The organism is Acidovorax sp. LjRoot129 (genome assembly GCF_964253765.1).
Lineage (GTDB): Bacteria > Pseudomonadota > Gammaproteobacteria > Burkholderiales > Burkholderiaceae_C > Acidovorax.
Window position 1 is genome coordinate 1852110 of the sequence record NZ_CAXUSE020000001.1, and the last position, 25633, is coordinate 1877742.

Below are 25633 nucleotides of genomic sequence, written 5' to 3' on the forward strand. Positions count from 1 at the left end.
GTGAAGGAAACAAGACCATGTTGAACCGTCTTCTTTCCAACGACTACCCGCGCAGCAAGGTGCTGGCGGTGATCCTCGTGGCGATCTTCCTCGGGCTGGCGTTCGCGCCGTTCTTGTTCCCGGGCGTCAAGGCGCTGTCTGTCGCGGCCAAGGTGCTGATCTTTGTGGTGCTGGTCGCCAGTTTTGACCTGCTGCTCGGCTACACCGGCATCGTGAGCTTTGCGCACACCATGTTCTTTGGCATCGGCGCCTACGGCATTGCCGTGGCCACCACGCGCATGGGGCCCACGTGGTCGGCGCTGCTGGTGGGGCTAGTGGGTGCGCTGATCTTGTCACTGCTGCTGTCGCTGGCAGTGGGGCTGTTCTCACTGCGCGTTCGGGCCATCTTCTTTGCCATGATTACTTTGGCCGTAGCGGCGGCGTTCCAGACGCTGGCCTCGCAGCTGTCGGACATCACGGGTGGTGAAGACGGCCTGACCTTCAAGGTGCCCGAGATTTTGTCGCCCAGCTTCGAACCTTTTGAAGATCCCTTTCTGGGCGTGACCATCGACGGGCGGCTGCTCTGCTATTACCTGCTGTTCGTCACGGCCGTTGTGCTGGTGCTCTCACTGCTGCGCATCGTCAACTCGCCGTTCGGCCGCGTGCTGCAGGCCATCCGCGAGAACGAGTTCCGCGCCGAGGCCATCGGCTACCGCGTGGTGGTGTACCGCACCACATCCAGCGTGCTGTCCGCGTTGTTTGCCTGCTGTGCGGGCGCCATGCTCGCGCTCTGGCTGCGCTACAACGGGCCGGACACCTCGCTGTCGTTCGAAATCATGATGGACTGCCTGCTCATCGTAGTGATTGGCGGCATGGGCACGATCTACGGCTCGGCCCTCGGCGCCGTACTCTTTTTGGTGGCGCAAAGCTATCTGCAGGACCTGTTGCGCCTCGGCAGCGAGGCCACGGCGGGCCTGCCCTGGTTGTCCGGACTGCTGTCGCCCGACCGCTGGCTGCTGTGGCTGGGTGTGTTGTTCGTTTTGTCGGTTTATTACTTCCCCACCGGTGTGGTGGGGCGCCTGCGCGCGGCAGCCGCGCGCAAGGTGGCGTAAGTGGGTGGGCCACGTTCGCATCCGCTGACGTGGCCTGCCGGTGGCTGTGCAGAAGATTCAAAGAAAAAACTGGAGACAAGCACATGATGACGATGAGCACCAAGGTGGGCCTGCGCCCTTTCGTTCCTGCGGCCATAGCGGCTGCTGTTCTGGCCGCTTGCGGCGGCAGTGGCGGTGGAGACGGTGAAACCGCCGCCCTCAACGCCAAGCCCGCGTACCTGGGCGCCATCAGCGAAGCCAGCTACGACGGCGCCAGCAACGACCTGCTGACTGCGGGCCTTGGCGCCACCGGCATGGCCGCGGCGGTGCCGCCCGCCTTTGCCGACCCGCTCAAGCCCACCGCGGCCGAGCTGCGCCGCACGGCCATCCACACCAACTACCGCGCCATGCTCGACATGACGGCGGCCGGTGGCTACGGCACTTTGTACGGCCCCAACGTCGATGCGCAGGGCAAGGTCACGGCGGGCGAGGGCAAGGTGGCGGGCACCGAGTACATCGCGTTCGCCGACGACGGCACAGGCCGCAAGAATGTCACGCTCATGGTGCAGGTGCCGGCCAGCTTCAACCCGGCCAAGCCCTGCATGATCACAGCCACCACCTCGGGCTCGCGCGGCGTGTACGGCGGCATCTCCACGGGTGAATGGGGCCTCAAGCGCGGCTGTGCGGTGGCCTACTCTGACAAGGGCACGGGCGGCGCGCCGCACGACCTGCAGAACGACACCGTGCCGCTGATCGACGGCACGCGCACCACAGCCACCGCGGCGGGCAAGAGCGCGGCCTTCAACGCCGGCCTCACGGCCACAGAACTCGCGGCCTTCAACACCGCCACGCCCAACCGCTTTGCCTTCAAGCACGCGCATTCGGGCCAGAACTCCGAGAAGGACTGGGGCACCACCACGCTGCAGGCCGTGGAATTTGGCTACTACGTGCTCAACCAGCGCTACGGCAACACCAACGCGGCCGGCCAGCGTTTGAAGACGCTCACGCCCGCCAACACCATCGTGATTGCCTCCAGCATCTCCAACGGCGGTGGCGCGGCCATCGCGGCTGCCGAGCAAGACACGCAGGGCCTGATCAGCGGCGTGGCCGTGTCCGAGCCCGCACTGGAGCTGCCCGCCAACCCGGGCGTGACCGTGCGCCGCGGCAGCACCGACCTGGCCGTGACCGGCAAGACGCTGGTGGACTTCACCACCTACGCCAACCTGTACCAGGCCTGCGCGTCGCTCGCTCCTTCGGTCAGCACCAGCCCCTTTGCCGCGGCGTATGCCGCCGGGTTTGCCAGCGCTGGGCTGCCCATTGCCCCCAACCGGTGCGCTGCGCTCAAGACGGCGGGTTTGCTGTCGGCCAGCACCACGGCCACACAGGCGGAAGAAGCCCTGCAGAAGCTGCGCGACTACGGCTGGGAGCCCGAGTCGAACGACCTGCATGCCTCGCTCGCGGCGTTTGAAGTCGCGCCCGCGGTGGCAGTCACGTTTGCCAACAGCCTTTCGCGCAGCAGCGTCAAGGACCACCTGTGCGGGTTCAGCTATGCCGCGGCGTCGGCCGTTGGTGCGGTGATACCGCTCGCCCCTGCGGCCCTTCCAGGCATGTTCGCCACAGGCAATGGTGTGCCACCGGCTGGCGGCATCCAACTCATCAACAACCAGGGCAAGCTCGGGCCCGCACGCGACTTCCTGTCGGTCTCGGATTCGGGCGTGCTCGACTGGAACACGCCGGGCGCGCTGTGCCTGCGCAATCTGGTCACCGGCAGCGATGCCGCCGCCAAGAAGCTGCAGGCCGGCCTGGATGAAACGCGCCGCAACGGCAACCTGCGTGGCAAGCCCACGGTCATCGTGCACGGCCGCGCCGACGCGCTGCTGCCCGTGAGCCACACCTCGCGCCCCTACGCCGCGCTGAACAAAAAGGTGGAAGGCGCCGCCAGCAAACTCAGCTACGTGGAGGTGGCCAACGCCCAGCACTTTGACAGCTTCATCGGCCTGCCCACGGTGCTGCCCGGCTACGACACACGCTATGTGCCACTGCACGTGTACCTGAACCACGCGCTCGACGCCGTGTACGAGCACCTGGCCAACGGCAAGGCACTGCCCGCCAGCCAGGTGGTGCGCACCGTGCCGCGTGGCGGCACACCGGGCAGCGCGCCTGCCATTACCGCGGCCAACGTGCCTGCATTGGCAATGACGCCCGCGGCGGCCAACGCCATTGCCATCACGGCCGGTGCAATTTCCATCCCCGACTGAACCGAAGGACTTTCGCAAGACGCAAGTTGAACGCCCCCTGGTGAGCGCCGCGGCCCTGTGCCGGGCGCTCCGGTGGGCTGCGCGAGCCGCATACAGACAAAAGGGATGGACAGCATGGACAAGGTTTTGGCATGGGGCCGCCGCATGGCGGCAGCGCTGGCGGTGGTGGGGGCCGGCGCTGCCGCGGCTCCGCTGCACGCAGCGGAAATTGTGGTCGGGCAGGTGGCGCCGCTCTCAGGCGTATTGGCCAGCACCGGCGCGCAGATGGTGCTGGGCGGCAAGATCTACTTTGACTGGGTCAACGCCCAGGGCGGGGTGCATGGGGCGACCATCCGCCAGGAGGTGGTGGACGACGCGTACAAGGTGGCCGACACCGTGCGGCTCACACGCGGCCTGCTGGAGCGTGCCGAGGTGGTGGCGCTGTATGGCTTTGCGGGCACGGCCAACATCACGCAGCTGCTGGCCGATGGTGTGCTGGAGCAGGGCGGCGCCGCGCTGGTGGCACCGTACACGGGCGGGGAGTCGCTGCGCAATCCGTTCAACCCGTGGATCTTTCATGTGCGCGCAGGCTATGTGGACGAAACCGAGCACATGGTGCAGCAGCTCACGACGCTGGGCATGAACCGGGTGGCGGTGATGTACCAGGACGACGGCTTCGGCAAGGCGGGCCTCGCGGGTGTCGAGGCGGCGCTGGCCAAACGCGACCTCAAACTGGTGGTGACTGCAGGCTACGAGCGCAACACCGACAACGTCGACGACGCGGTCAAGGCCATCAAGGCCGTCGACGTGCATGCGGTCATCATGATTGCCGTCAACAAGCCTGCCGCCGCGTTCATTCAGCGTTACCGCGAGCAGGGTGGCGGCGCGCAGCTGTACAACATTTCGGTGGTGGACCCGACCGAGCTGGTCAAGCTCGCGGGCCTCAAAAACGCGCACGGCCTGGGCATCAGCCAGGTTGTGCCGTACCCATACCGCCCTCAGCTGCCCGTGGTGCGTGAATACCATGCGCTGCTCAGGAAATACGCGCCAAAGGCCGAGGTCAACTACACCAGCTTCGAGCAGTTCCTGGGTGCCAAGGTGCTGGTCGAGGCCCTGCGCCGCGCGGGCCCTGCGCCATCGCGCGCCAAGGTGGTCAAGGCGCTCGAATCGCTGCAGAGCTACGACCTGGGGGGCATCACGCTGGGTTATTCCCCCACCAACCGCATTGGGTCGCGTTTTGTCGAGGTGACGGTCATCGGCAGCAATGGCCGCCTGATGAAGTAGCTACCGACCGCACCACCGTTTTCCCACCGCTGATCCCGAAGGTCATCACCATGTCCCCCACTTCGCGCTACGCCACCTGCGCCGGCTATGAAATCCACTACCTGGAGTGGGGCGCGCCGGATGCGCCCGTGGTGATTGCGTGGCACGGCCTGGCGCGCACCGCGCGCGACATGGACGAGCTGGCCTCGCACCTCGCGCCACGCTACCGCGTGATCTGCCCCGACACCATCGGCCGGGGCCTGAGCCAGTGGGCGCGGGCGCCCGAGGCCGAGTACTGCCTGTCGTTCTACGCGCGCATCGCGGCCGACCTGTTTGATCAGCTGTCTATCGAGTCCGCGCACTGGGTGGGCACCTCGATGGGCGGCGCGGTGGGCACGGTGTGCGCCTCGGGCCTGTTCGAGCCCCAGCTCAAAGGGCGCATCCGCAGCCTGCTGCTCAACGACAACGCCCCGCGCCTGGCCGATGCGGCGCTCGAGCGCATCAAGGCCTATGCGGGGCACCCGCCTTCCTTCGACTCGGTGCGGGAGCTGGAAGCGTTCTTCCGGCAGGTGTACCAACCCTACGGCTGGCTCAGCGACGCCCAATGGCGCCGGCTGACGGAATCCTCCACCCGCCGCCTGCCCGACGGCCGCGTGACGCCGCATTACGACCCGGCCATGGTGCAGCAGTTCACGCACCACACCAACGACTACCTGATCTGGGACCACTACGACGCGCTCGACATCCCGGTGTTGTGCCTGCGTGGCGTGGACTCCGACCTGGTGCTGCGCGAGGTCACCGCCGAGATGCTGACCCGCGGCCCCGGTGCGCGCGGCCAGGCGCAGGTGGTGGAGGTGCCCGGCTGCGGCCACGCGCCTGCGCTCAACGTGCCGGAGCACTACGCGCTGGTGGATGGGTTGCTGGCGCGCGCCGCCTGATGAAGACGGCGGTCGGGTAACTGGGGTGTGAGCTGGAGAAGGCGCGCAGTACATTGGCGCAATGCCATTTCACCCCGCTGCCATGAAACGCCTCTTGCTCATCGCCTCGCACCTGTCCGCCCTGGCCGTGGGTTTTGCCGCGGGTGTGTACGTGCTACCGATCCTGATCGCGCCCGATGCGCCGACGCAGCAGCAGGCCGAAGCAAGCCTGCCCACCGCGCAGTGGACCGCCACCTTCCGCCGCGACCTCAAGGACAGTGATGCCCTGCACTGGGGCGAGGGCGTGGTGGCCATTGGCGCGAAGAGCATCACCCTGGCCGGCAAGCTCGCGCCGGGGCCGGACTACAAGCTGTACCTGTCGCCCGAGTTTGTTGAAACCGAGACCGACTTCGTGCGCCTGAAGCCCCAGATGCTGCGTGTGGGCGATGTGAAGACCTTCGACAACTTCATCGTGCCCTTGCCGGAGGGCGTGGACCCGGCAAAGTTCACCACCGTGATCGTGTGGTGCGAGACCTTTAGCCAGTTCATCACCGCCGGCAAATACCGGTAACCCGGTGAGGGCCGGGTCGCCAGGGCCCGAAACTACTGCGCCATTTGGGCCAACGCGGCCTGCAGCCCTGCCAGGCCACCGACCCGCTGTTCATTGATGAAAATCTGCGGCATCTGCCGCACCGAGGGGCCGCACTTGGCATAGAACGCCAGGCGCTCGGCCTCGTCATCGATCTTGATTTCCTCGTAGGGCAACGAACGGGATTTCAGAAGCATCTTGGCCGACTCGCATTGCGGGCAGGCGGACTTGGAATAGACGGTGATTTGAAAGGTCATGGCCCTGAGTTTACGGGCCACTGCACGGTGGACTGCGGTGGGCTGCCGTAGCAAAAGGCCTGCACGGCGGCGGGAAAGCCGGGTGATATACCATTCGGTTTGTTTTGTGACTGATTGGTAATTCATGCCTGCAATCTCCCCGCTTCTTCGCCGGTTCGCGCTGCTTTCGGCGGCGGCCCTGATGTTCGCGCTTGGGGGCTGCATGTCCACGACCCCGCCGCCCGGCATCACCGCCGTGACCCCGTTTGACCTGGCCCGCTACGAGGGTCGCTGGTTTGAGGTGGCGCGGCTTGATCATTCGTTCGAACGCGGCCTCACGGACGTGAGTGCCACCTACCAGCGCCAGCCGGACGGCAGCGTGCGCGTGGTCAACCGGGGCTTTGATGCGGCCAAAAACGATTGGCGCGAGGCAGTCGGCAAAGCGCTGTTCACGGGCGATGCGCAAACCGCCTCGCTCAAGGTGTCGTTCTTTGGCCCGTTCTACGGTGGCTACCACGTGGCTGCGCTCGACGCGGACTACCGCTGGGCCAGCGTGGTGGGGCCCGACCGCAGCTACTGCTGGATCCTGTCGCGCACCAAACAACTGCCGCCCGGATTGCGCGAGGCCCTTGTCGCCCGTGCGCAGGCACTGGGCATCGACACCCAGGCGCTGATCTGGGTCACCCACCATCGCACCGATCCGCAGCCATGAACACCATCGTGCCCCACACCATCGCTGTTGTCGGAGCAGGCATGGCGGGCCTGTCGTGCGCGCACGCGCTGGCGCAGGCGGGCCACGCGGTGCACGTGTTCGACAAGAGCCGGGGCCCGTCGGGCCGCATGAGCACGCGCTGCGCTGAGGACGCGCACGGCCCCTGGCAGTGCGACCACGGCGCGCAGTACTTTACCGCCCGCGACCCGGCATTCCGCGCCGAGGTCGCGCGCTGGCAGCAGGCCGGTGTGGCCGCTTTGTGGGACGCGCGCCTGGCCAGCTTTGACGGCAGCACATGGACCACGCCAACCACGCCCGTGGAGCGTTTTGTGGGCACCCCGCGCATGACATCGCCTGCCGCGTGGCAGGCGCAAAACCTGGGAGTGGGTGCGCAGGCGCAGTGGCAAACCACCGTGCAGCGGCTGGACCGCACCGAGGCCGGCTGGGCCATCACCTCCGCAGAGCATGGTCTGCACAGCCAACGCTACGGCGCTGTGCTGCTGGCCGTGCCCGCGCCACAGGCCGCGCCCCTGCTGGCGCCCGTGGCCCCCGCAGGCGCGGCCCTGGCCGCCAGCGCGCGCATGCGGGGCAGCTGGGCCGTGATGCTGCGCTACGCCGCGCCGGTGCACATGGCTTGGGACGGCGCCTTTATCAACACCGGCCCGCTGCGCTGGGTGGCGCGCGACAGCAGCAAACCCGGCCGCACCGGGGCAGAAACCTGGCTGCTGCACGCCAGCCCTGAGTGGAGCGACGCGCACATTGAAGACAGCGCAGAGTCCGTCACCGCAGTGCTCGTTGCCGCCTTTGCCGCATTGGGTGGCCCTGCGCCGCTGGCGGCCACAGCCCACCGCTGGCGCTATGCCGACACCGAACCCGCGCTCACGCTGGGCAGCTGGTGGGACGCCCCGCTGCGCCTAGGCGTCTGTGGCGACTGGCTCCACGGCGGCAAGGTCGAAGGCGCGTGGCTCAGCGGCCGGGCGCTGGCCGCGCAGGTAGTGCCGGGCTGATTCGTTCATCTCTTGCATTGAGCCGCCATGCGCATGCGCAAAAAACACGACCTTCCGCAGAAGACCTGCCAACACTGCGGCCTGCCCTTCACCTGGCGCAAGAAGTGGGAGAAGGTGTGGGACGAGGTCAAGTACTGCTCCGACCGCTGCCGCAGCGGGCGCAAGGCTCCAGGTGGTGCGCCCACGGGAGGCGCTGCATGAGCACAGTGATCTTCTGGTTTCGCAGCGACCTGCGCCTGCACGACCAGCCTGCGCTGGCGGCGGCCCTCGCCAGCGGCGCCACGCACCTGCTGCCCGTGGTGTGCTTGGCCCCCGCGGATGAGGCCACACCCTGGGGCTTTGCCCGCGTGGGCCCACACCGCCAAGCCTTTGTGGCCGCTGCGCTGCGTGACCTGGGCGCGCGCGTGGCAGCGCTGGGCAACCCGCTGCAGGTGTGCCGCGCGGTGCCTGCCGTCGCCTTGCCCGCATTGGCACGTGCCGTGGGTGCCAGCACCGTGGTGTGCGAAGAGATCGCCGCCCCGTATGAACAGGCTGAAGTCGCTGCCTTGCGCGCCGCCGGGCTTGCGGTGCACACCGTGTGGCACAGCAGCCTGTTGCAGCCGGGTGACCTGCCTTGGCCCGTGGCAGAACTGCCCGGTGTCTTCAGCCCGTTTCGCCACGCCGTGGAGCGCGCTGGCATCGTGTCCCCGCAGCCGTTGCCAGTGCCGGCATCGCTGCTGCCGCCACCGGGTGTGGCGCCCGACGTGCTGGAGGCTGCGGGCGCATTGCCAAGCCCAGGGCATGGCGCGGATTTGGATGGCGGTGCGACCACTACCTCGGCCGGGCGCGATCCCCGCTCGTCCTTCCCCTACGGCACGCCCGCGTGTGACGGCGGTGAAATGGCCGCGCTGGCCCACCTGGCGCAATACCTTGCCCGCAAGCTGCCCCACAGCTACAAGGCCACGCGCAACGGCCTCACCGGGCTGGACTATTCCAGCAAGCTCTCGCCCTGGCTGGCCACCGGCGCACTCTCGGCCCGGCAGGTGTTTGCCGAGCTCAAAACCTTTGAGCGCGAGCATGGCGCCAACGACGGCACTTATTGGCTTTGGTTCGAGCTGCTGTGGCGCGACTACTTCCGCTTGCTGCATCTGCAACACGGCCGCGCGCTGTACCGTGCCCGCGGCCTGTCGGCCGTGCCGCTGGCGCCGCACAACGCGCGGGGCTTTGAGCGCTGGTGCCAGGGCCGCACGGGTGAGCCGCTGGTCGATGCCGCTATGCGCGAGCTGGCTGCTACCGGCATCCTGAGCAACCGCCTGCGCCAGGTGGCGGCCAGCTACCTCATCCACGACCTGCGTGGCGATTGGCGCGCGGGCGCCGCATGGTTTGAAGCACAACTGGTGGACTACGACGTCTACAGCAACCAGGGCAACTGGCTCTACATCGCCGGGCGTGGCACCGACCCGCAAGGTGGCCGCCGCTTCAATCCAGTCAAGCAGGCGCACGACCACGACGCCGACGGCACTTACCGCCGCATGTGGAGCATGTCGTGAGCACCCTCCAGCCCCGCGCCCACACGCTGCGGCTGTTGCTGGGCGACCAGCTCAACCCCCAGCACAGCTGGTTTGCCACGCAAGACGACGGCGTGGTTTATGTGCTGATGGAGGTGCGGCAAGAGACCGACTACGTGCTGCACCACGCACAAAAAATCCTGGCCATCTTTGCCGCCATGCGCGACCTGGCCCGGCACCTGCGCGAAGCCGGGCACCGCGTGCGCTACGTGGCCATTGACGACGCGAGCAACCGCCAGTCCATCCCCGGCAACCTGGCGGCGTTGATGGCGCACTACGGCGCCGCCAAGCTGCAATACCAACACCCCGACGAATGGCGGCTGGATGAACAGCTGCACACCTGGGCTGCCGCGCAGGCCTTTGAGGTGGAGGCCGTCAGCAGCGAACATTTCTACACCGCCCGCACGGAGCTTGCCGAGGTGTTCAAGGGCCGCAAGCAGTGGCTCATGGAACACTTTTACCGCCGCATGCGCCAGCGCCACGGCGTACTCATCGACGACGCGGGCGAGCCCGAAGGCGGCGAGTGGAACTACGACCACGACAACCGCAAGCCCTGGCCTGGCACCCCTGACTTGCCTACCGACGCGAGGCCATCACATGACCACAGCGCGCTGTGGGCCACCATCAAGGCCGCTGGAGTCCAACGCTTTGGCAACCCACAAGCCGGGGAGCTGCGCTGGCCGCTGAACCGCGCCGAAGCGCTGGCGTGGCTGGACCACTTCATCGCCACCACGCTTCCGCACTTTGGCGCGTATGAAGACGCCATGAGCACGCGCAGCACGCGGCTGTTCCACTCATTGCTGTCGTTTGCGCTCAACACCAAGATGCTGCACCCGCGCGAAGTGGTGCAACGCGCGCAAGCGGCCTTCCACGCTGGCGCTGCGCCGCTGCCCGCGGTGGAGGGCTTTGTCCGGCAAATCCTGGGTTGGCGCGAATACGTGCGCGGAATTTACTGGGCGCACATGCCCGGTTATGACGAGCGCAATGCGCTGGGCCACACGGCCCCGCTGCCGCAGTGGTTCTGGTCGGGCGACACCCGCATGCGCTGCCTGCAGCACGCCGTGGGCCAGTCGCTGGAGCATGCGTACGCCCACCACATCCAGCGCCTGATGGTCATCGGCAACTTTGCGCTGCTGGCCGGCCTCGATCCCGCCGCGGTGCACCGCTGGTACCTGGGCGTGTACATCGACGCCTTTGAATGGGTGGAGGTGCCCAATACCGTGGGCATGAGCCAGTTTGCCGACGGCGGCCTGCTCGCCACCAAACCCTATGTGAGCAGCGCCGCGTACATCGACCGCATGAGCGACTACTGCCAAGGCTGCCACTACGACAAGAAGCTCAAGGTGGGCGAGCGCGCCTGCCCCTACAACGCCCTGTACTGGGACTTTTTTGCGCGCAACGAAACGACGTTGGGGCAAAACTTTCGCCTCGGCATGGTTTACCGGCAACTGCAAAAGATGCAGGGCCCGCAGCTTGACGCGCTGAGGGAACGCGCGGACGGCATCCGTTCTAGACTCGACTCGCTCTGACTTCGCATTGACCCTTGACCATGCAAATCCACCAATACCCTGTACCCAGGTTCTCAGCCCAGGTCATTCACGAATGGGCTGCCGAACTGGCCGCCCGCCACCAGCGCACCGTCGAGGCCTTTTTGGCCAAGCCCAATCATCTGATCTTCTTTACCTCGCAAACGCTTCGTATCGAGTTGATGGATGACTCTGCCGTGGAGTTTTGCTATGCGTTCGCCTTGGTCAGCGAGGCGCGGCGCGCGATAGCGGTTTTTACCGAACACTGCGGCCACCATGTGTTTCCGCATCACAACGCTAAAGTGTTTTGCAATGGCGAGCTGAGTTACGCGCAGACCACCCATCCAGGCGACTGGTCATCACCGTGAACTCCCTTCCCCAGGGCTACCGCGCCCTCGTCATCGGCGCCACCGGTGCCATCGGCAGCGCCTTGCTCGCCCACCTGCAGGCCGACCCGCGCTGCGCCCTGGCGGTGGGCTTGGGTCGCCACACCACGCCGGTGGTGGACCTGGACGACGAGGCCACCATCGCGCACGCCGCGCAGCAGCTCAAAACCCGGGGGCCATGGCATTGCGTCATTCACGCGGCGGGCATGTTGCACGGCCCGCATGGCATGCCCGAGAAGCGGCTGGGGCAGCTCAACTACGCGCAGATGGAGGCCACCTTCCGCACCAACACTTTTGGCCCTGCGCTGGTGCTGGCCCACTTCGCGCCGCTGCTGCCAAAGCAAGAGCGGAGCATTCTGGCTGTGCTGTCGGCCAAGGTCGGCAGCATCGGTGACAACCGCCTCGGCGGCTGGTACAGCTACCGCGCCTCCAAAGCTGCGCTCAACATGCTGATCAAAACGGCGTCGATTGAAGTGGCCCGCACCCACCCGCTGGCGGTGCTGGCGGCGCTGCACCCGGGTACCGTCGATTCGGCGTTGTCGGCGCCGTTCAATGGCGCAGACATCGGGCGGGCAGCGGGGGATGCTGCGGCGGATTTGCTGCGGGTGCTGGATGGGCTGGCAGCGGATGCCGGCGGCGGGTTTTATGGCTACGACGGGCAGGCGCTGCCGTGGTAAAACTCGATATGCTACAAAAATAATAGCTATAAGTCGTTATGGGATAAGCGCTAGGTCCGAATATTGCTTAAAAGCATGCCCAGTGGCACCACGGGCTGGCCCTCTGGCCATCGAGACTGCTGGCTTGCTGCCGAATGGCAAACCAATGCGGCGCAGACGGGGCGGCAGTCGCTTCAGCCGCTGAGGTGAGTAAGGGGTCCGCGGGGGAGGGGCAGGCCGTCTTGAGGCGGCCCCCCAGCACCGCGGCGATCACGCGATCAGGCCAGGACGAGCGCCGCCAGGAACAGCGCGGCGCCGATGGCGACGAGGGTCCACGACGCCTTCTCGCGCGCAAACACAAAGTTGCTCGGGTCCGCCGGCATGTACACGATCTCGACGGGCTTGGAGGCCTTGAAGTCCGCGAGAACTTCTTCAGGGAAGCTGTGCTTCACCACCATCTTTCGGCCGTCATCAGTGGTGAAGCGGAACTCGGCGGTGTAGGTCGACGAACCGCGTTTGCTGAACTCCGTGTATTGGGTGATGGGCTCCACCACCGCCCGCTTGCCGCGCTTTTGAATGCTGGTGAGTTCCGAGCGTTCGTTGAAACCCGCGATGACGAACACGAGGCCAGCGGCTGCCCCGAGCAGCTTGAAGAGAAGCTTGCCTTGTTGATGACGTTTCATGATTCCCCCCTGTTTTTGTCCGGGCACTATATCCGCGCCGCTGTGCAAGGGGCGCCGCGTTGCCAAGAGATTTTGATGGTGGATGAATCGCGGGCCTCAACCCTTGCCCACGCCAATTCCAAATTTCCGCAGCCGATACGCCATCGTTGCCCGGCTGATCCCCAGCAGCCGCGCGGCGGATGCGACGTTGCCGCCTGCGCTGTGCAGGGCTTGCCGCAGCAACTGTTCCTCGGCCTGGTGCAGCGGTGCCACGAGGGGCGCGCCGGATGGGGGCGGATTCCACGCGGAGGTTTGCTGCGCCGCCGCCGTCGATGCCTGCGGCGCTACCGCCACAGTGCTGTGCTGCGCCGTCCCGCCCGCCGCATGCAGCGTCGCCGTGCTGTTCGGATTCAGGTGCAGCGACATCACATCCGAGCTCGGCTGCTCGCCCCCGGCAAACAAATGGTGCGGCTCGATCGGCTCGCCGTCGGTGGCCAAGATCACGCTGCGCTCGATCAGGTTCTGCAGCTCGCGGATGTTGCCGGGGAAGGGGTAGTGAAACATCGCCTTCACCGCCGCCTGGCTGAAGCCCGGCACCTGGCGCTGGTGCTTGCGCTGGTAGTGCGCCAGGAAATGGCTCATCAGCAAGGGGATGTCGTCGCGCCGGTCGCGCAGCGGCGGCAGGTGAATGGGAAACACGTTCAGGCGGTAGAACAAGTCTTCGCGGAACGTTCCTTCGCGCACAGCCTGGCGCAGGTCGACGTTGGTGGCGGCGACCAGGCGCACGTCCACGCGCACGGTGCGGGTGCCGCCCACGCGTTCCACTTCGCCCTCTTGCAAAGCACGCAGCAGCTTGCCCTGGGCCACCAGGCTGAGCGTGCCGATTTCGTCGAGGAATAGGGTGCCGCCGTGCGCGCGCTCAAAGCGCCCGGGGCGCGATGTGCCTGCGCCGGTGTAGGCACCGCGCTCCACGCCAAACAGTTCGCTTTCCACCAGCGTGTCGGGGATGGCCGCGCAGTTGATGGCCACAAAGGGCTGATCTTTGCGCGGGCTGATGCGGTGCAGCATGCTGGCAAACATCTCTTTGCCTACGCCCGATTCGCCGGTGAACAGCACCGTGGCGGCGGTGGGCGCCACGCGCTGCAGCATGTGGCAGGCGGCATTGAAGGCCGATGACGCACCGACCATGGTGGCCTGGGCCGTGGGCTCGGCGGCGGTGCCTGCGAGGGCCGCTGAGGTTTTGCCCGGTGGCACGCCCAGGTAGGTGGTGCGCGCCTTGGCCTGCGCCCCTTCTGGCATCGAGGGGGGCAGCGACGCAGGCGGGGTGCCCACAAAGTCCTGCGCGTTCAGATAAAAGAGGTCCTGCTCGGGGTCTTCCCACAGGTGGGCCGACTTGCCGATCACGCGGCAGTGCGCGGCGCCGGACGAGCGGCAGTCCACCTCGCGGAAGACGATCATGTGGCCGAACAAGGTGCTCACGTAGCCCGTGGCGTAGCCCACCTGCATCCAGCACGCGGGCGATCCGCCCACGCCGTAGGCGGCAATGTGCTCGTCGTCCTCGCTGGAGTTGTGCCACAGGAACTCGCCTTCGTAGGCGCCCCTGTCCGCGTCATAGCGCGCGTGCACCACTTCCACCTGCACCACGCCCTCCAGCGCATGCAGGCGGGTGCCCGCAATGGCCGCGGCCGTAGGCTCGGCATTCGGCCATTGCTGGCGCACCAGGCGGGCGTCGCGCGCGCCGCTCACATAGCCCGCGCGGGTGAGCAGGCCGCGTGCCTTGTCCAGGCCGATGCTGTCGATCAGCTCCCGCCGCAGCGAGCCCAGGGCTTCGGAGTGCAGCAGGATCATGCGCTGGTCCTGCAGCCAGATGCGCCCATCGCCGGGGGAGAAGAACAGGCACTCGCTGATGTCGGCCACCGTGGGGTGGGTGTGCTGGCTCACGCCGACGGTGTCGAAGCCGCCAAGGGCAGAGGGCGCGGTCGGGGCGAGCAAACCCCCGGCCTGACCGGTGGCGGTGCTGCGATTCAGATCGGCCAGGGAGACACGGCGTCGGGACATGGACTTCTCCGGCAGTCATCAAAAGTTGATCAGAAAGTGATCATTTGAGCAATTGGCAAGCGCCCATTTGTTTATGAATGGTAACTATTTGGCGGGAAAAAGTCGCCCATGCCAGCCGTCTTTCAGCCTAGGGAAAGTCCGTAGCGTCCCCTCTCAAAAAAGCCCGGCTGAGCGTGCTCAAAGGCGTTGGGGCGTGTGGGGCTGGTACGCCCGTTGCAATTTGAGGTCACACCGCCGCAGCAATGCGGTGGGTTTTGATTTCAACCAAGGAGCAATGCAATGGGTGTTTCAGAAAAACCAGGCCTGCTGGACAACCGCCTGTGGGCGGGCAAGGCCTTTGATGGTGCGTGGGAAACCTCGCTGAGCACAGCGCGTGATGCGGTCGAGCCGGCAACGGGCCAGGTGCTCAGCCGCGTGGGCATTGCCAGTGCGGCCGACATGCAGGCCGCCATTGGCCGGGCGCAGCAAGCGCAGGCCGCTTGGGCGGCGACGGCGCCGCGCGAACGTGCGGCCGTGTTCCACCGTGCAGCCAGCATTTTTGAGCAGCACTTTGACGAGCTGGCCATGGCAGTCGCCCGCGAAACCGGCGGCATCGTCCCCAAGGGCCAGCACGAGGTGCGCGAGTCCATCACGCTGTGCCACCTGGCCGCAGCCCTGCCCATGCAGGCCCAGGGCCAGGTGCTGCCCAGCACGCCCGGCCGCCTGTCCATCGCCCGGCGCGTGCCGCATGGCGTGGTGGGCGTGATCTCGCCGTTCAACTTCCCGCTCATCCTGGGCTTGCGCTCGGTGGCCCCGGCGCTGGCGCTGGGCAACGCGGTGGTGCTCAAGCCCGACACGCGCACGCCAGTCAGCGGCGGCTTCATCATGGCCCGCGTGTTTGAAGAGGCGGGCCTGCCCAAGGGCCTGCTGCAGGTGGTGCCCGGCGACGCCGAAGCGGGCGAGGCGCTGGTGGTGGACGAGCGCGTGCCCATGATCGCCTTCACCGGCTCGCCCGCCGTGGGCCGCCGCATCGGCGCGCTGGCGGGGCAGCACCTCAAAAAGGTATCGCTGGAGCTGGGCGGGGCCAACAATCTCATCATTCTGGAAGACGCCGACCCCGATGCCGCAGCCAGTGCCGCGGCCTTTGGCGCGTGGTTCCACCAAGGGCAGATCTGCATGGCATCGAACCGCATCCTGGTGCACGAGTCGATTGCCGACGCCATCTTGCAGCGCATGGTGGGCAAGGCCACGCACCTGCCCGTGGGCGACGGCGCCAGCGGCCAGGTGGCCTTGGGCCCAATGATCGACGCCAAGCAGCTGCAGCGCTTCGACAAGCTCATCCAGGACAGCGTGGCCCAGGGAGCCAAGCTCGAAGCGGGTGGCACCTACGAGGGCCTTTGCTACAAGCCCACGGTGCTCTCGGGCGTCAAGCCCGGCGTCCGTTCGTTCGACGAAGAGCCCTTTGGCCCGGTGGCCAACCTCGTCACCTTCCGCACCGACGACGAGGCCGTGCAACTGGCCAACACCAGCCAGGGCGGCCTGGCTGCAGCCGTCATCAGCCCCAGCGTGGGCCGCGCCATGGCCATCGGCCAGCGGCTGCGCGCAGGCATGGTCCACATCAACGACCAGACAGTGAACGACGAATGCACCAACCCCTTTGGCGGTCCCGGCGTGGGCGGCAACGGCGGCAGCGTGGGTGGGCCTGCCGACATTGACGAGTACACGCAATGGCAGTGGATCACCGTGAAGGACACGCTGCCCGCGTTCCCGTTCTGAAGTCGCAAGCCCTCGGCGCGGCTTGGCCGCGCCGAGGGCTTGTGCCACCAATCACAAAAATCAGGAGACCACTTTCATGACCCTTCACAACAAAACCATCGTCGTCACCGGCTGCTGCTCCGGCATCGGCGCAGACTTTGCCAAGCTGGCGCGCCAGCAGGGCGCCCGCGTGATTGGCGTAGACCGCAATGCGCCCACACTCACGCTCGACGGCTTCGTGCAGGTGGACCTGGGCGACCCGGCCGCCATTGACGCCGCCGTGGCGCAACTGCCCGCCAGGATCGATGCACTGGCCAACATTGCCGGCGTGCCGGGCACTTCGCCCGCCGAGCTGGTGGGCCGCGTCAACTACCTGGGCCTGCGCCACTTCACGCAGCGTGTGCTGGAACGCATGGGCGAGGGCGGCTGCATCGTCAATATCTCTTCCATCCTGGGGGCCGAGTGGCCGCAGCGCCTGGAGCCACACCGCGCACTGGGGGCGACCACCAGCTTTGAAGAAGGTGCACGGTGGCTGGCCGCCCACCCCGTGGAGCAAGAAACCTGCTACCAGTATTTCAAAGAAGCGCTGATCGTGTGGACCTACACCCAGTCGCAAAAGATCTTCATGGAGCGCGGTGTGCGCATGAACTGTGTGGCCCCGGGCCCCGTGTTCACGCCCATCCTGGGCGACTTTGTGCAGATGCTGGGGCAGGAGCGGGTGGAGAAAGACGCCCACCGCATGAAGCGCCCGGCCTTCAGCGATGAAGTGGCGCCCGTGATTGCGTTCCTGTGCAGCGACGCCGCACGCTGGGTGAGCGGCATCAACCTGCCCGTGGATGGCGGGCTGGCTTCCACCTACATCTGATCCAAGGAGCTCCACATGTCCGCACAGCAACTTCAGGCCATTCTGCAGATGGCCGCACAGAACCCTCCGCCCGCGCAGGGCGGCCCCGCCCAGTTGCGCGCCTGGTTCGATGCCAACAACAGCCACATGCCGCCGGCCGCCGGGCTCACGGTGACGTCCTTGCAGATCAGCAACGGTGCGGGTGGCACCATGGCAGCAGAGCTGCTGAGCACGCCGGGCGCCGACCCGGCCAAGCTCATCATCTACTACCACGCGGGCGGTTTTGTCTTCGGCTCGCTGGATTCGCACCGCACGCTGTGCTCTTACCTCTCGCAGTTCAGCGGCGCGCAGGTGCTCAACGTGGGCTACCGGCTGGCCCCCGAACACCCTGCGCCTGCTGCGCACGACGATGCCTTCGCGGCCTACCAATGGGCGCTGGACAACGGCTATGCCGCGTCAGCCATCGCGCTGGCAGGGGATTCGGCCGGCGGCAACCTGGCCTTGTCCACGGCAGTGCGCGCGCGCAACCAGGGCCTCGTCCTACCGGCCGCTATCGTGGCCCTTTCGCCGGCGCTCGACCTCGCCGCTGAAGGCGAATCCCACCACACAGTGGACGACCCGTTCATCACGCGCGAGCTGATGGGATTTTTCAACGCCATGTATGTGCCTGATGGCGACCTGCGCTCGCCCGCCATTACGCCGTTCTACGGCGCCGACCTGCAAGGACTGCCGCCTGTGCAACTGCAAGTGGGCGGCTGGGAGCGCCTGCGCGACGACGCCGTGACCACGGCCACTCGCCTGAAGGCTGAAGGTGTGCAGGCGGAATGCACGGTGTGGGAAGGCATGGTGCACTGCTGGCAACTGTTCGCACCGGCGCTCGATGAAGCGACGGCGTCGCTGGAGCAGGCCGGCAAGTTCATCGCCACCCAGCTGAGCGCCGTGCCGCTGGCCCGCGTGGCCTGAGCGGCCAGACCAGGCAGGCATCCAGCCCACCTCAAAGACCCACCATGATGAACCCATCTACCGGCCCAGGCCGGGGCGCGAGCCTGCGCGGCGCAAGGGCCATGGCCCTTGCCACGGCTGCACTGTGGCTGTGCGGCGCCATGCTGCCGCCCGCTGCTGCTGCCCCAGAAGCCCAGCGGCCCATCAAGCTGGGCGCCGTCAGCGCCCTGAGTGGGCCCCACGCCTTTCCTGAGTCCTCGCAGGCCGCCAAGGCGTATCTGGACGCTGTGAATGCCACTGGCGGTATTCGCGGACGCCGCATCGAGTTCATCTCGCTGGACGAAGGCACCTCGCCCGCCACGGCCGCCGCCGCTGCAAGCCGGCTTGTCAACGACCCCGAGGTGGTGGCGTTGGCAGGCAGCTCCGGTTTGCTTGACTGCGCGGTCAACGCCGACCGGTATGCGGCAGGCGGGCTGATGTCGCTGCAGGGCGCCTCGGTCTCGCCGGTTTGCTTTACCGCATCGCACGTGGTGCCGCTCAACAACGGGCCCTACATCGGGCTCGCCAGTGCCGTGCTGTTTGCCCGCCAGACGCTGCGCAGTGGCCGCCTGTGTGCTGCGGTGATGGATCTTCCGGGCATGGTGGACGGCTTCCGCAGGGCCCTCGGACAACTCGCCAAGGTGAAGGCGATCGAGGTGCCACAGCTGCAGGTCCTTGCGCCCGAGCAGGACCCGACAGAGCTTCTGCGCGCAATGAAGGTCCAGGCGTGCGACACCGTGATCTTCACCGGGCATGAGGCGGCCGTGCTGCGCTGGAGCGAGGTTGCACAGGCGCTAGGAACGCGCGGCATGACCTCCATCTATCTGACCCCGGCCTACACCGACCGCGTGGCCCGCGCGCTGGCCACGCACGACGGTGCCGTGTACGTGATGGCCGAGTTCGAACCGTGGAAGAGCCGGTCGCTGCCCTCGCAGGACTGGCGGCGCCTGATGCAGGAGGCCCGGCTGCCATTGAGCTCGTTGTCCCAAGGCGGCTACGTCGCGGCCCAGATGCTGGTGCGCGCCCTGCGCCAGGTTGAGGGCCCCATCACCCGCGAGACCGTGACCCGCGCCTTGCAGCAAATGCCGCCCTCCAGCCATCCCCTGCTGGGGATGCCGTTTGAGATCGGCCACCGCCGCGCCCACAACCCCAACCGTGCGGCCCTGCCGCTCAAGCTGCAGCAAGGGAACTGGTACATCGCGACCCCTGCCTGGATCGAGGTGCCCGAGTTGCTGGCGCCCTGAAGCCGTGCGGCCCCGTTTTGTGAACGGATCGATTTCCCCTGAGACCGGAAGCGTGCATTTCAAAAAACCAACCTGAACGAGGAGACAACATGACAACGCACTACAAAAAATCTTCCCACCTGGCAGTGCTGGCCCTGGCCGGCACGCTGTGCACAGCCGCCTTCGCCACCGAGGGCGGAGGTTCCACCTATCCGCTGGGCACCGAGAACTTCATGGCCGGCGCCGCGCCGCCGCCCGGCCTGTATGTGCTGGAGTACCTCAACTACTACACCACCAGCCGCGTGAACGATGGCCAGGGCAACGCCGTGCCCATCCCCGGTTTCAAGGTGCGTGCCGCCGCCGCTGCCACACGCCTGATCTGGATCACGCCACAGGAGGCACTCGGCGGCCATCTGGTCGCGCACGCCATCCTGCCTGTGGTGGACCTGTCGGTGCGTGCCGGTGGTGCAAACGATTCGCGCACCGGACTGGGCGATGTGACGATCGGGGGATCGGTGGCGTGGCACCACTCGCCGCAGCTGCACAGCGTGGTCGGACTTGATGCCGTGCTGCCCACCGGCGGATATGACCGCACGCGCCAAGCCAACATTGGCCGCAACTATCTGTCGCTGCAGCCCCTGGGCGTGCTGACCTGGATGGACCCGAGTGGCTTCAACGGCGACGTGAAGGCCACGCTGAATTTCAACCGCACCAACAGCGACACCAACTATCGCTCAGGCCGCGAATTCATCGTGGACTACGCCGCGGGCTGGGGCCTGGGCAATGGCTGGGTGGTGGGTGTGGGCGGCTATGTGTACCGGCAGTTCAGCGACGACAAAGCAGGCGGCGTGGCGCTGCCGGGCTCGCGTGGCCGCAGCCAGTCCATTGGCCCGTCTGTGCGCTACGCCAATGGCAAGGGCTGGCTCATCACCGCCAAGGTTGAAAAAGAGTTCGGCGTGCGCAACCGCGCGCAGGGCTCGCAGTTCTGGCTCAAGACCACCATTCCTTTCTAAAAAAACCTGCAACCGAACCGATCCCTGGAGACATTCCCATGACAACCAACACCCCCGAATTCACCGTGCGCGCCGCAGAAGATGAGCAGACCCACCAAGCCGCCACCTCCCGCACCATCTCGCGCCGTGGGTTGATCACGGCCGCGGGCGCCGGCGGCCTCGCGCTCAGCGCCGGCCCGCTATGGGCGCAGGCAGCCGGTGCCGCGCCCGTGCTCAAGGTCGGCTTCATCAGCCCGCGCACCGGCCCGCTGGGCGCCTTGGGTGAGACCGACACCTTCATCCTGGCCCAGGTGCGCAAGACGCTGGCGGCAGGCCTGACCATTGGCGGCGTGAAGTACGCGGTGGAGATCCTGGACCGCGACACCCAGTCCGACCCGGCCCGCGCCAGCCAGCTGGCCAAGGCGCTGATCAACAGCGACAAGATCGACCTCATGCTGACCACCACGACGCCCGAAACGGTGAACCCGGTGTCGGATGCGTGCGAGGCGGCGGGTGTGCCCTGCCTGTCCACCGTGATGCCGTGGGAGGCCTGGTACTTTGGCCGCGGCGCCAAGCCCGGTGCGCCGTCGCCCTTCAAGTGGACCTACCACTTCTCGTTTGGCGGCGGCAGCTTCACCACGTCGTACACGTCGCAGTTTGCGGCGCTGCCCACCAACAAGAAGATTGGTGTGCTGTACCCCAACGATGCCGACGGCAACGCCATTCGCGGCACGCTGGCGCCCGAGCTCGCTAAGGCCGGCTTCACCATCGTGGATGCCGGCCCGTACGAGAACGGCACTACTGATTACTCCGCGCAGATCGCCAAGTTCAAGGCCGAGCGCTGCGAGATCTTCAACACCTTCCCCATCCCGCCAGACTTCGCCACCTTCTGGCGGCAGGCGGCCCAACAGGGCTACACGCGCATGGTGAAGATCGCGCAGATCGCCAAGACCGGCCTGGTGCCCTCGCAGGTCGAGGCGCTAGGCCCGCTGGCGCTGAACCTGGGCGCGGGGTGCTTCTGGCACAAGACCTTCCCGTACGCGTCGCCGCTCACGGGCCTCAGCGGCGTGCAGCTGGCCGATGCGTATGAGGCCAGCACCGGCAAGCAGTGGACGCAGATGCTGGGCTCCACCATGTCGCTGTTTGACGCGGGCACCGAGGCGCTGAAAGCCAGCACCAACCCGCGCGACAAGGCGGCGCTGGTCAAGGCCATCAGCACGCTCAAGGCCACCACCATGCAAGGCCCGGTGGACTTTGCGAAGGGCCCGGTGCCCAACGTGTCGGTGACACCCGTGGTGGGCGCCCAGTGGGTCAAGCCTGCAGCGGGCAGCAAGTTCAAGCTCGACATTGTGGTCACCGAGAACGCCACGGACCGCAACATCCCTGTGGCGGCGGCACTCAAGTCCTACAGCTGATCGGCCATGGCACATCCACAACCATCGCGCCCGCCGGGGGGCGGCCCCCTGCTGTTGCAGGCCCAGGGCATCGAGATGCGCTTTGGCGCCTTGAAGGTGCTGGACCAGCTCGATTTTTCGGTAGGCACCGGAGAGGCCGTGGGCATCGTCGGCCCCAACGGCGCGGGCAAAACCACGCTGTTGAACGTGCTGGCCGGGGCGTTCGCGCCCAGCCAGGGCACCGTCTGGTTCCAGGGGGTGGATGTAAGCGCGCGCGACGCGGCCGACCGCTGCCGTGCCGGGATCGGGCGCACCCACCAGGTGCCCCGGCCGTTTTTGGGCATGACGGTGTTTGAAAACGTGCTGACCGCTGCCACCCACGGCGCCGGCCTGCACGCACGCGACGCCGGCGACCAGGCCATGGAGTGCCTGCGCCTGTGTGGCATGCAGGCACTGGCCAACCGCCGCGCAGAGACACTGGGCCTGCTTGGCCGCAAGCGGCTGGAGCTGGTGCGCGCGCTGGCCACGCAGCCCAGCGTGCTGCTGCTCGACGAGATCGGCGGCGGCCTGACCGATGCGGAGGCGAGCGAACTGGTGGACCTGGTGCGCACCATCCGCAGCCGCCGCATCGCCATCGTCTGGATCGAACACATGGTGCATGTGCTGCTGCAGGTGGCAACGCGCCTGGTGTGCATGGACGGCGGGCGGATCATTGCCAGTGGCGACCCGCAGGCCGTGCTCAATGACGCCACAGTGGTCGAGGCCTATCTGGGCGGGGTGGCAGCATGAGTGTGTTGCTCACTATTGAGGCGCTGAACGCCCACCACGGCCAACTGCCTGCCGTGCGCAACGTATCGCTGCAGGTGCGCCAGGGCGACATCCTGGCCCTGGTAGGGGCCAACGGCGCGGGCAAGACCACGCTGCTGCGCACGCTGGCCGGCGCACACCGCGCCAGCAGTGGCGCGGTGCGGTGGGATGGCGTGGACATCACCCGCATGCCCGCCAACGAGCGTGTGGCCGAAGGCCTGGCCCTGGTGCCCGAGGGGCGGCGCCTGTTTGCCGGCATGACGGTGCGCGAGAACCTGCTGGTGGCGCGCGCAGCGGGGCGGCGCGGGCAGTGGAGTTTGGACGCCGTGCTGGACGCTTTTCCGCAGCTTGCGCCGAAGCTGAACGCCCGTGCGGGCGAGCTTTCGGGCGGGCAGCAGCAGGCGGTGGCCATTGGCCGCGCGCTCATGTCCAACCCGCGCGTGCTGCTGCTTGACGAAGTCTCGCTGGGCCTGTCGCCCCTGGCCGTGCAGGGCGTGTATGAAGCGCTGCAGGGCGTGATGGGGCAGGGCACCACGCTGGTATTGGTAGAGCAGGACCTGCAGCGCGTACAGGCCGTAGCCAGCCGCATTGTCTGCATGCTCGAAGGCAGCGTGGTGGCTGACGCGCCTGCCGACCAGCTCACCCGCGCGCAGATCACTGCGTTTTATTTTGGCGCGCAGCGGCCCGAAGGTGCGCCCGGTAGCCACACCGCGGGCAGTGCCGACGGCGAAGCTGCCAACCACGCAAGCCACACCCACTCTGGCCACAAGGAGGCCGCATGAACCTTCTCAACCAGATCCTCCAGGGCCTCTTGCTGGGCGGCTACTACGCGTTGCTGGCCTGCGGGCTGTCGTTCATGTTCGGGGTGATGCGCATCATCAACCTGGCCCATGGCAGCCTGACCGTGGTAGCCGCCTACCTGCTGTGGGTGCTGGCCGAGCCGATGGGCTGGCACCCGCTGCTGGCCCTGCTGGCGGTGGTGCCCGCCATGGCGCTGCTGGGCTGGCTGCTGCACAAGCTGGTGCTGGAGCGCAGCGCGCGCCTGGGCGCCCTGGTGCCGCTGCTGGCCACATTTGGCCTGGCCAGCGTGATCGACAACGTGTTGTTCCAGCACTTCGGTGCCGACACGCGGTCGCTGGCTACTTCCATCGGCACGCTGGCCTACGACAGCTGGGAGCTGCCCGGCGGCCTGTATGTGGGGCAGCTGCCCACTCTGGTGCTGGTGCTGGCGGTGCTGCTGCTGGGCGGTCTGCACGCCATGCTGGCGCACACCGCGCTGGGGCGGCAGATCCGCGCGGCGTCGGAAGACGCCGACACCGCGCGCCTGGTGGGCGTGCGCACTGGCACGGTGTTTGCCGCGGCCTCGGCCATCACCATGGTCACCGTCACGCTGGCCGGGGCATCGCTGGCGCTGCGTGCCACGTTCGATCCGTTCTCGGGCCCGCAGCAGCTGATCTTTGCGTTCGAGGCCGTGATCATCGGCGGCGCGGGATCGCTGTGGGGCACCTTGCTGGGCGGCGTGGTGCTGGGCGTGGCGCAGAACCTGGGGGCGCAGGTGCATCCCCAGGGCTTCTTGATCGCCGGGCACGCCACCTTTCTTGTCATCCTGCTGGCCCGGCTTTACGCGAGCGGCGCGCTGCGCAGGTTCTTCTCCTCCCGCCGCAGGGCTGTGCCATGACTGTTCCAACGACCTCTGTTCCCTCCGCAATCACGGGCCCCTCCCCATGGGTCATCGAGCGCTGGACGCGCGCGTCCATCGCCTTCGCCAGCGCCACCGTGCTGCTGCTGGCCGTGCTTTGCCTGGGGCCGCTGTGGCTGCAGGCGGGCACGGTGGACCGGCTCACCACGCTGTTCATCTACGTGATCCTGGCGGTGATGTGGAACGCCCTGGCGGGCTACGCCGGGCTGGTGTCGATTGGCCACCAGGCGTTCCTCGGCCTCGGGGCCTATGCCATGGTGCGGCTTGCCGATGCGGGCCTGGGCCCGTACCCCGCACTGCTGGTGGGCGCTGTGCTGGTGGCCTTAGTGGCGGTGCCGCTGGCGGCTTTCATGCTGCGCCTGCAGGGCGGCGAATTTGCCATCGGCATGTGGGTGGTGGCAGCGCTGGCGCACCTTTGTGTGAACCTGGACAGTCTGGTGCAGGGCGAGACGGGCACCTCAATGATTGCGCTGCAGCAGTACGCAGCCGACGACCGGCGGGCATATACCTACTGGGCCGCGCTGGCCGCCATGGCCGGGCTGTGCTGGGTGGTCTTCCTGCTGTTGCGCAGCAAGGTGGGCACGGCCGCACAGGCGATTCGCGACAACGAGACGGCCGCCATTTCCCTCGGCGTGCGCGTGGTGGCCATCAAGCGGCTGGTGTTTGTGCTGTCGGCGTTTGGCTGCGCACTGGCCGGCGGGCTGTGGCTGGCCACGTCCATCAGCTTTCAGCCCAAGACCTATTTCAGCGTGCAGTGGACGGCGTACATGATCTTCATGGTGTTGGTGGGGGGGATAGGCACCATGGAAGGCCCCATCCTCGGCGCGCTGCTTTTTTTTGCGGTAGAGACCCTGTGGGGCGGGCAGGGGGTGCTGTATCTCATTGGCCTGGGCGCCATTGCCATGCTGTTCGCGCTGTTTCTGCCCAAGGGCATCTGGGGGGCGGTGCAGCAGCGCTGGGACGTGCACCTGCTGTCGGCGGGGTACCGGGTGCATGTACGGGCGTCGCACACGGTGGAGGGAGGTCAGGCACCACCCAGCGCGGGGGGCAGTGCGAACCGATGAGACCGTGCTTCGCCGGCCTCTACTGTGCA

General features: G+C 67.1%; 25 protein-coding genes. 22 read left to right on the plus strand and 3 right to left on the minus strand.

All coding sequences use genetic code 11. From position 1 onward, the window contains the following. The first annotated feature begins 17 nt into the window (after nucleotides 1-17). The 5 genes from ACSQ3Q_RS08500 to ACSQ3Q_RS08520 all read left to right on the plus strand — a co-directional run bounded on the left by ACSQ3Q_RS08500 (nucleotide 18) and on the right by ACSQ3Q_RS08520 (nucleotide 6058). Nucleotides 18-1091 carry a branched-chain amino acid ABC transporter permease gene (locus ACSQ3Q_RS08500; protein WP_436133961.1) on the plus strand — a complete coding sequence of 358 codons (1074 nt, stop codon included), beginning with the start codon at nucleotides 18-20 and terminating at the stop codon, nucleotides 1089-1091. Between the two features lie 92 nt (nucleotides 1092-1183). Beyond that, nucleotides 1184-3328: a D-(-)-3-hydroxybutyrate oligomer hydrolase gene (locus tag ACSQ3Q_RS08505; protein WP_436136967.1), complete on the plus strand. Its 2145-nt coding sequence runs from the start codon at nucleotides 1184-1186 to the stop codon at nucleotides 3326-3328. Nucleotides 3329-3442: 114 nt separating this feature from the next. Then, complete coding sequence (locus ACSQ3Q_RS08510; RefSeq protein ID WP_436133962.1) at nucleotides 3443-4591, plus strand: ABC transporter substrate-binding protein; 1149 nt, start codon at nucleotides 3443-3445, stop codon at nucleotides 4589-4591. Nucleotides 4592-4641: 50 nt separating this feature from the next. After that, nucleotides 4642-5508: an alpha/beta fold hydrolase gene (locus ACSQ3Q_RS08515; protein WP_436133963.1), complete on the plus strand. Its 867-nt coding sequence runs from the start codon at nucleotides 4642-4644 to the stop codon at nucleotides 5506-5508. A gap of 82 nt (nucleotides 5509-5590) precedes the next feature. Next, on the plus strand, nucleotides 5591-6058 hold the full coding sequence (locus ACSQ3Q_RS08520) for a DM13 domain-containing protein (protein WP_436133964.1): 468 nt from the start codon (nucleotides 5591-5593) through the stop codon (nucleotides 6056-6058). Between the two features lie 32 nt (nucleotides 6059-6090). On the opposite strand, the gene ACSQ3Q_RS08525 is transcribed toward ACSQ3Q_RS08520, so the two are convergent. After that, complete coding sequence (locus ACSQ3Q_RS08525; RefSeq protein ID WP_436133965.1) at nucleotides 6091-6459, minus strand: glutaredoxin family protein; 369 nt, start codon at nucleotides 6457-6459, stop codon at nucleotides 6091-6093. A gap of 55 nt (nucleotides 6460-6514) precedes the next feature. Here ACSQ3Q_RS08525 and ACSQ3Q_RS08530 point away from each other — a divergent pair, with 55 nt between their 5' ends. Genes ACSQ3Q_RS08530 through ACSQ3Q_RS08560 form a run of 7 tightly spaced genes read left to right on the plus strand, consistent with a single transcriptional unit; the run spans nucleotide 6515 to nucleotide 12167 of the window. Next, nucleotides 6515-7024 carry a lipocalin family protein gene (locus ACSQ3Q_RS08530; RefSeq protein WP_436136968.1) on the plus strand — a complete coding sequence of 170 codons (510 nt, stop codon included), beginning with the start codon at nucleotides 6515-6517 and terminating at the stop codon, nucleotides 7022-7024. Beyond that, nucleotides 7021-8031: an NAD(P)/FAD-dependent oxidoreductase gene (locus ACSQ3Q_RS08535; RefSeq protein WP_436133966.1), complete on the plus strand. Its 1011-nt coding sequence runs from the start codon at nucleotides 7021-7023 to the stop codon at nucleotides 8029-8031. Before ACSQ3Q_RS08530 ends, ACSQ3Q_RS08535 begins: the two co-directional genes overlap by 4 nt. A 27-nt stretch (nucleotides 8032-8058) precedes the next feature. Further along, the gene (locus ACSQ3Q_RS08540; RefSeq protein ID WP_436133967.1) at nucleotides 8059-8232 is read left to right on the plus strand and encodes a DUF2256 domain-containing protein; all 174 of its coding nucleotides are present in this window, start codon (nucleotides 8059-8061) and stop codon (nucleotides 8230-8232) included. Beyond that, nucleotides 8229-9560 carry a DASH family cryptochrome gene (locus tag ACSQ3Q_RS08545; RefSeq protein WP_436133968.1) on the plus strand — a complete coding sequence of 444 codons (1332 nt, stop codon included), beginning with the start codon at nucleotides 8229-8231 and terminating at the stop codon, nucleotides 9558-9560. Before ACSQ3Q_RS08540 ends, ACSQ3Q_RS08545 begins: the two co-directional genes overlap by 4 nt. Next, nucleotides 9557-11107, plus strand: a complete 1551-nt coding sequence (locus ACSQ3Q_RS08550; RefSeq protein WP_436133969.1) for a cryptochrome/photolyase family protein — start codon at nucleotides 9557-9559, stop codon at nucleotides 11105-11107. The genes ACSQ3Q_RS08545 and ACSQ3Q_RS08550 overlap by 4 nt, the downstream gene beginning before the upstream one ends. 20 nt (nucleotides 11108-11127) lie before the next feature. After that, nucleotides 11128-11472 carry a hypothetical protein gene (locus ACSQ3Q_RS08555; protein WP_436133970.1) on the plus strand — a complete coding sequence of 115 codons (345 nt, stop codon included), beginning with the start codon at nucleotides 11128-11130 and terminating at the stop codon, nucleotides 11470-11472. Further along, a complete protein-coding gene (locus ACSQ3Q_RS08560; protein ID WP_436133971.1) occupies nucleotides 11469-12167 on the plus strand; it encodes an SDR family NAD(P)-dependent oxidoreductase in 699 nt (232 codons plus the stop codon). The genes ACSQ3Q_RS08555 and ACSQ3Q_RS08560 overlap by 4 nt, the downstream gene beginning before the upstream one ends. A 257-nt stretch (nucleotides 12168-12424) precedes the next feature. On the opposite strand, the gene ACSQ3Q_RS08565 is transcribed toward ACSQ3Q_RS08560, so the two are convergent. Both ACSQ3Q_RS08565 and ACSQ3Q_RS08570 read right to left on the minus strand, forming a co-directional pair. Further along, the gene (locus tag ACSQ3Q_RS08565; protein ID WP_436133972.1) at nucleotides 12425-12829 is read right to left on the minus strand and encodes a DUF3592 domain-containing protein; all 405 of its coding nucleotides are present in this window, start codon (nucleotides 12827-12829) and stop codon (nucleotides 12425-12427) included. Between the two features lie 96 nt (nucleotides 12830-12925). Continuing rightward, a complete protein-coding gene (locus ACSQ3Q_RS08570) occupies nucleotides 12926-14866 on the minus strand; it encodes a sigma 54-interacting transcriptional regulator (RefSeq protein WP_436133973.1) in 1941 nt (646 codons plus the stop codon). Between the two features lie 279 nt (nucleotides 14867-15145). Between ACSQ3Q_RS08570 and ACSQ3Q_RS08575 the strand changes: the two genes are divergently transcribed. The 10 genes from ACSQ3Q_RS08575 (at nucleotide 15146) to ACSQ3Q_RS08620 (ending at nucleotide 25604) form a co-directional block, all read left to right on the plus strand. Next, nucleotides 15146-16621 carry a benzaldehyde dehydrogenase gene (locus ACSQ3Q_RS08575; protein ID WP_436133974.1) on the plus strand — a complete coding sequence of 492 codons (1476 nt, stop codon included), beginning with the start codon at nucleotides 15146-15148 and terminating at the stop codon, nucleotides 16619-16621. Nucleotides 16622-16697: 76 nt separating this feature from the next. Continuing rightward, nucleotides 16698-17465, plus strand: a complete 768-nt coding sequence (locus ACSQ3Q_RS08580) for a coniferyl-alcohol dehydrogenase (RefSeq protein ID WP_436133975.1) — start codon at nucleotides 16698-16700, stop codon at nucleotides 17463-17465. A 15-nt stretch (nucleotides 17466-17480) separates the two neighbouring features. Continuing rightward, nucleotides 17481-18407 (plus strand): alpha/beta hydrolase, encoded by a 927-nt coding sequence (locus ACSQ3Q_RS08585; RefSeq protein ID WP_436133976.1) that lies wholly within the window; start codon nucleotides 17481-17483, stop codon nucleotides 18405-18407. Between the two features lie 47 nt (nucleotides 18408-18454). Next, nucleotides 18455-19669, plus strand: coding sequence for an ABC transporter substrate-binding protein (locus tag ACSQ3Q_RS08590; RefSeq protein ID WP_436133977.1), 1215 nt, complete (start codon nucleotides 18455-18457; stop codon nucleotides 19667-19669). An 89-nt stretch (nucleotides 19670-19758) separates the two neighbouring features. Continuing rightward, nucleotides 19759-20661 (plus strand): SphA family protein, encoded by a 903-nt coding sequence (locus ACSQ3Q_RS08595; protein WP_436133978.1) that lies wholly within the window; start codon nucleotides 19759-19761, stop codon nucleotides 20659-20661. Between the two features lie 38 nt (nucleotides 20662-20699). Further along, nucleotides 20700-22055 carry an ABC transporter substrate-binding protein gene (locus tag ACSQ3Q_RS08600; protein ID WP_436133979.1) on the plus strand — a complete coding sequence of 452 codons (1356 nt, stop codon included), beginning with the start codon at nucleotides 20700-20702 and terminating at the stop codon, nucleotides 22053-22055. Nucleotides 22056-22061: 6 nt separating this feature from the next. Beyond that, the gene (locus ACSQ3Q_RS08605; RefSeq protein ID WP_436133980.1) at nucleotides 22062-22823 is read left to right on the plus strand and encodes an ABC transporter ATP-binding protein; all 762 of its coding nucleotides are present in this window, start codon (nucleotides 22062-22064) and stop codon (nucleotides 22821-22823) included. Beyond that, nucleotides 22820-23623 carry an ABC transporter ATP-binding protein gene (locus ACSQ3Q_RS08610; protein ID WP_436133981.1) on the plus strand — a complete coding sequence of 268 codons (804 nt, stop codon included), beginning with the start codon at nucleotides 22820-22822 and terminating at the stop codon, nucleotides 23621-23623. The genes ACSQ3Q_RS08605 and ACSQ3Q_RS08610 overlap by 4 nt, the downstream gene beginning before the upstream one ends. Then, nucleotides 23620-24519, plus strand: coding sequence for a branched-chain amino acid ABC transporter permease (locus ACSQ3Q_RS08615; protein WP_436133982.1), 900 nt, complete (start codon nucleotides 23620-23622; stop codon nucleotides 24517-24519). Before ACSQ3Q_RS08610 ends, ACSQ3Q_RS08615 begins: the two co-directional genes overlap by 4 nt. Then, nucleotides 24516-25604 (plus strand): branched-chain amino acid ABC transporter permease, encoded by a 1089-nt coding sequence (locus ACSQ3Q_RS08620; protein ID WP_436133983.1) that lies wholly within the window; start codon nucleotides 24516-24518, stop codon nucleotides 25602-25604. The genes ACSQ3Q_RS08615 and ACSQ3Q_RS08620 overlap by 4 nt, the downstream gene beginning before the upstream one ends. Nucleotides 25605-25633: the final 29 nt, after the last annotated feature.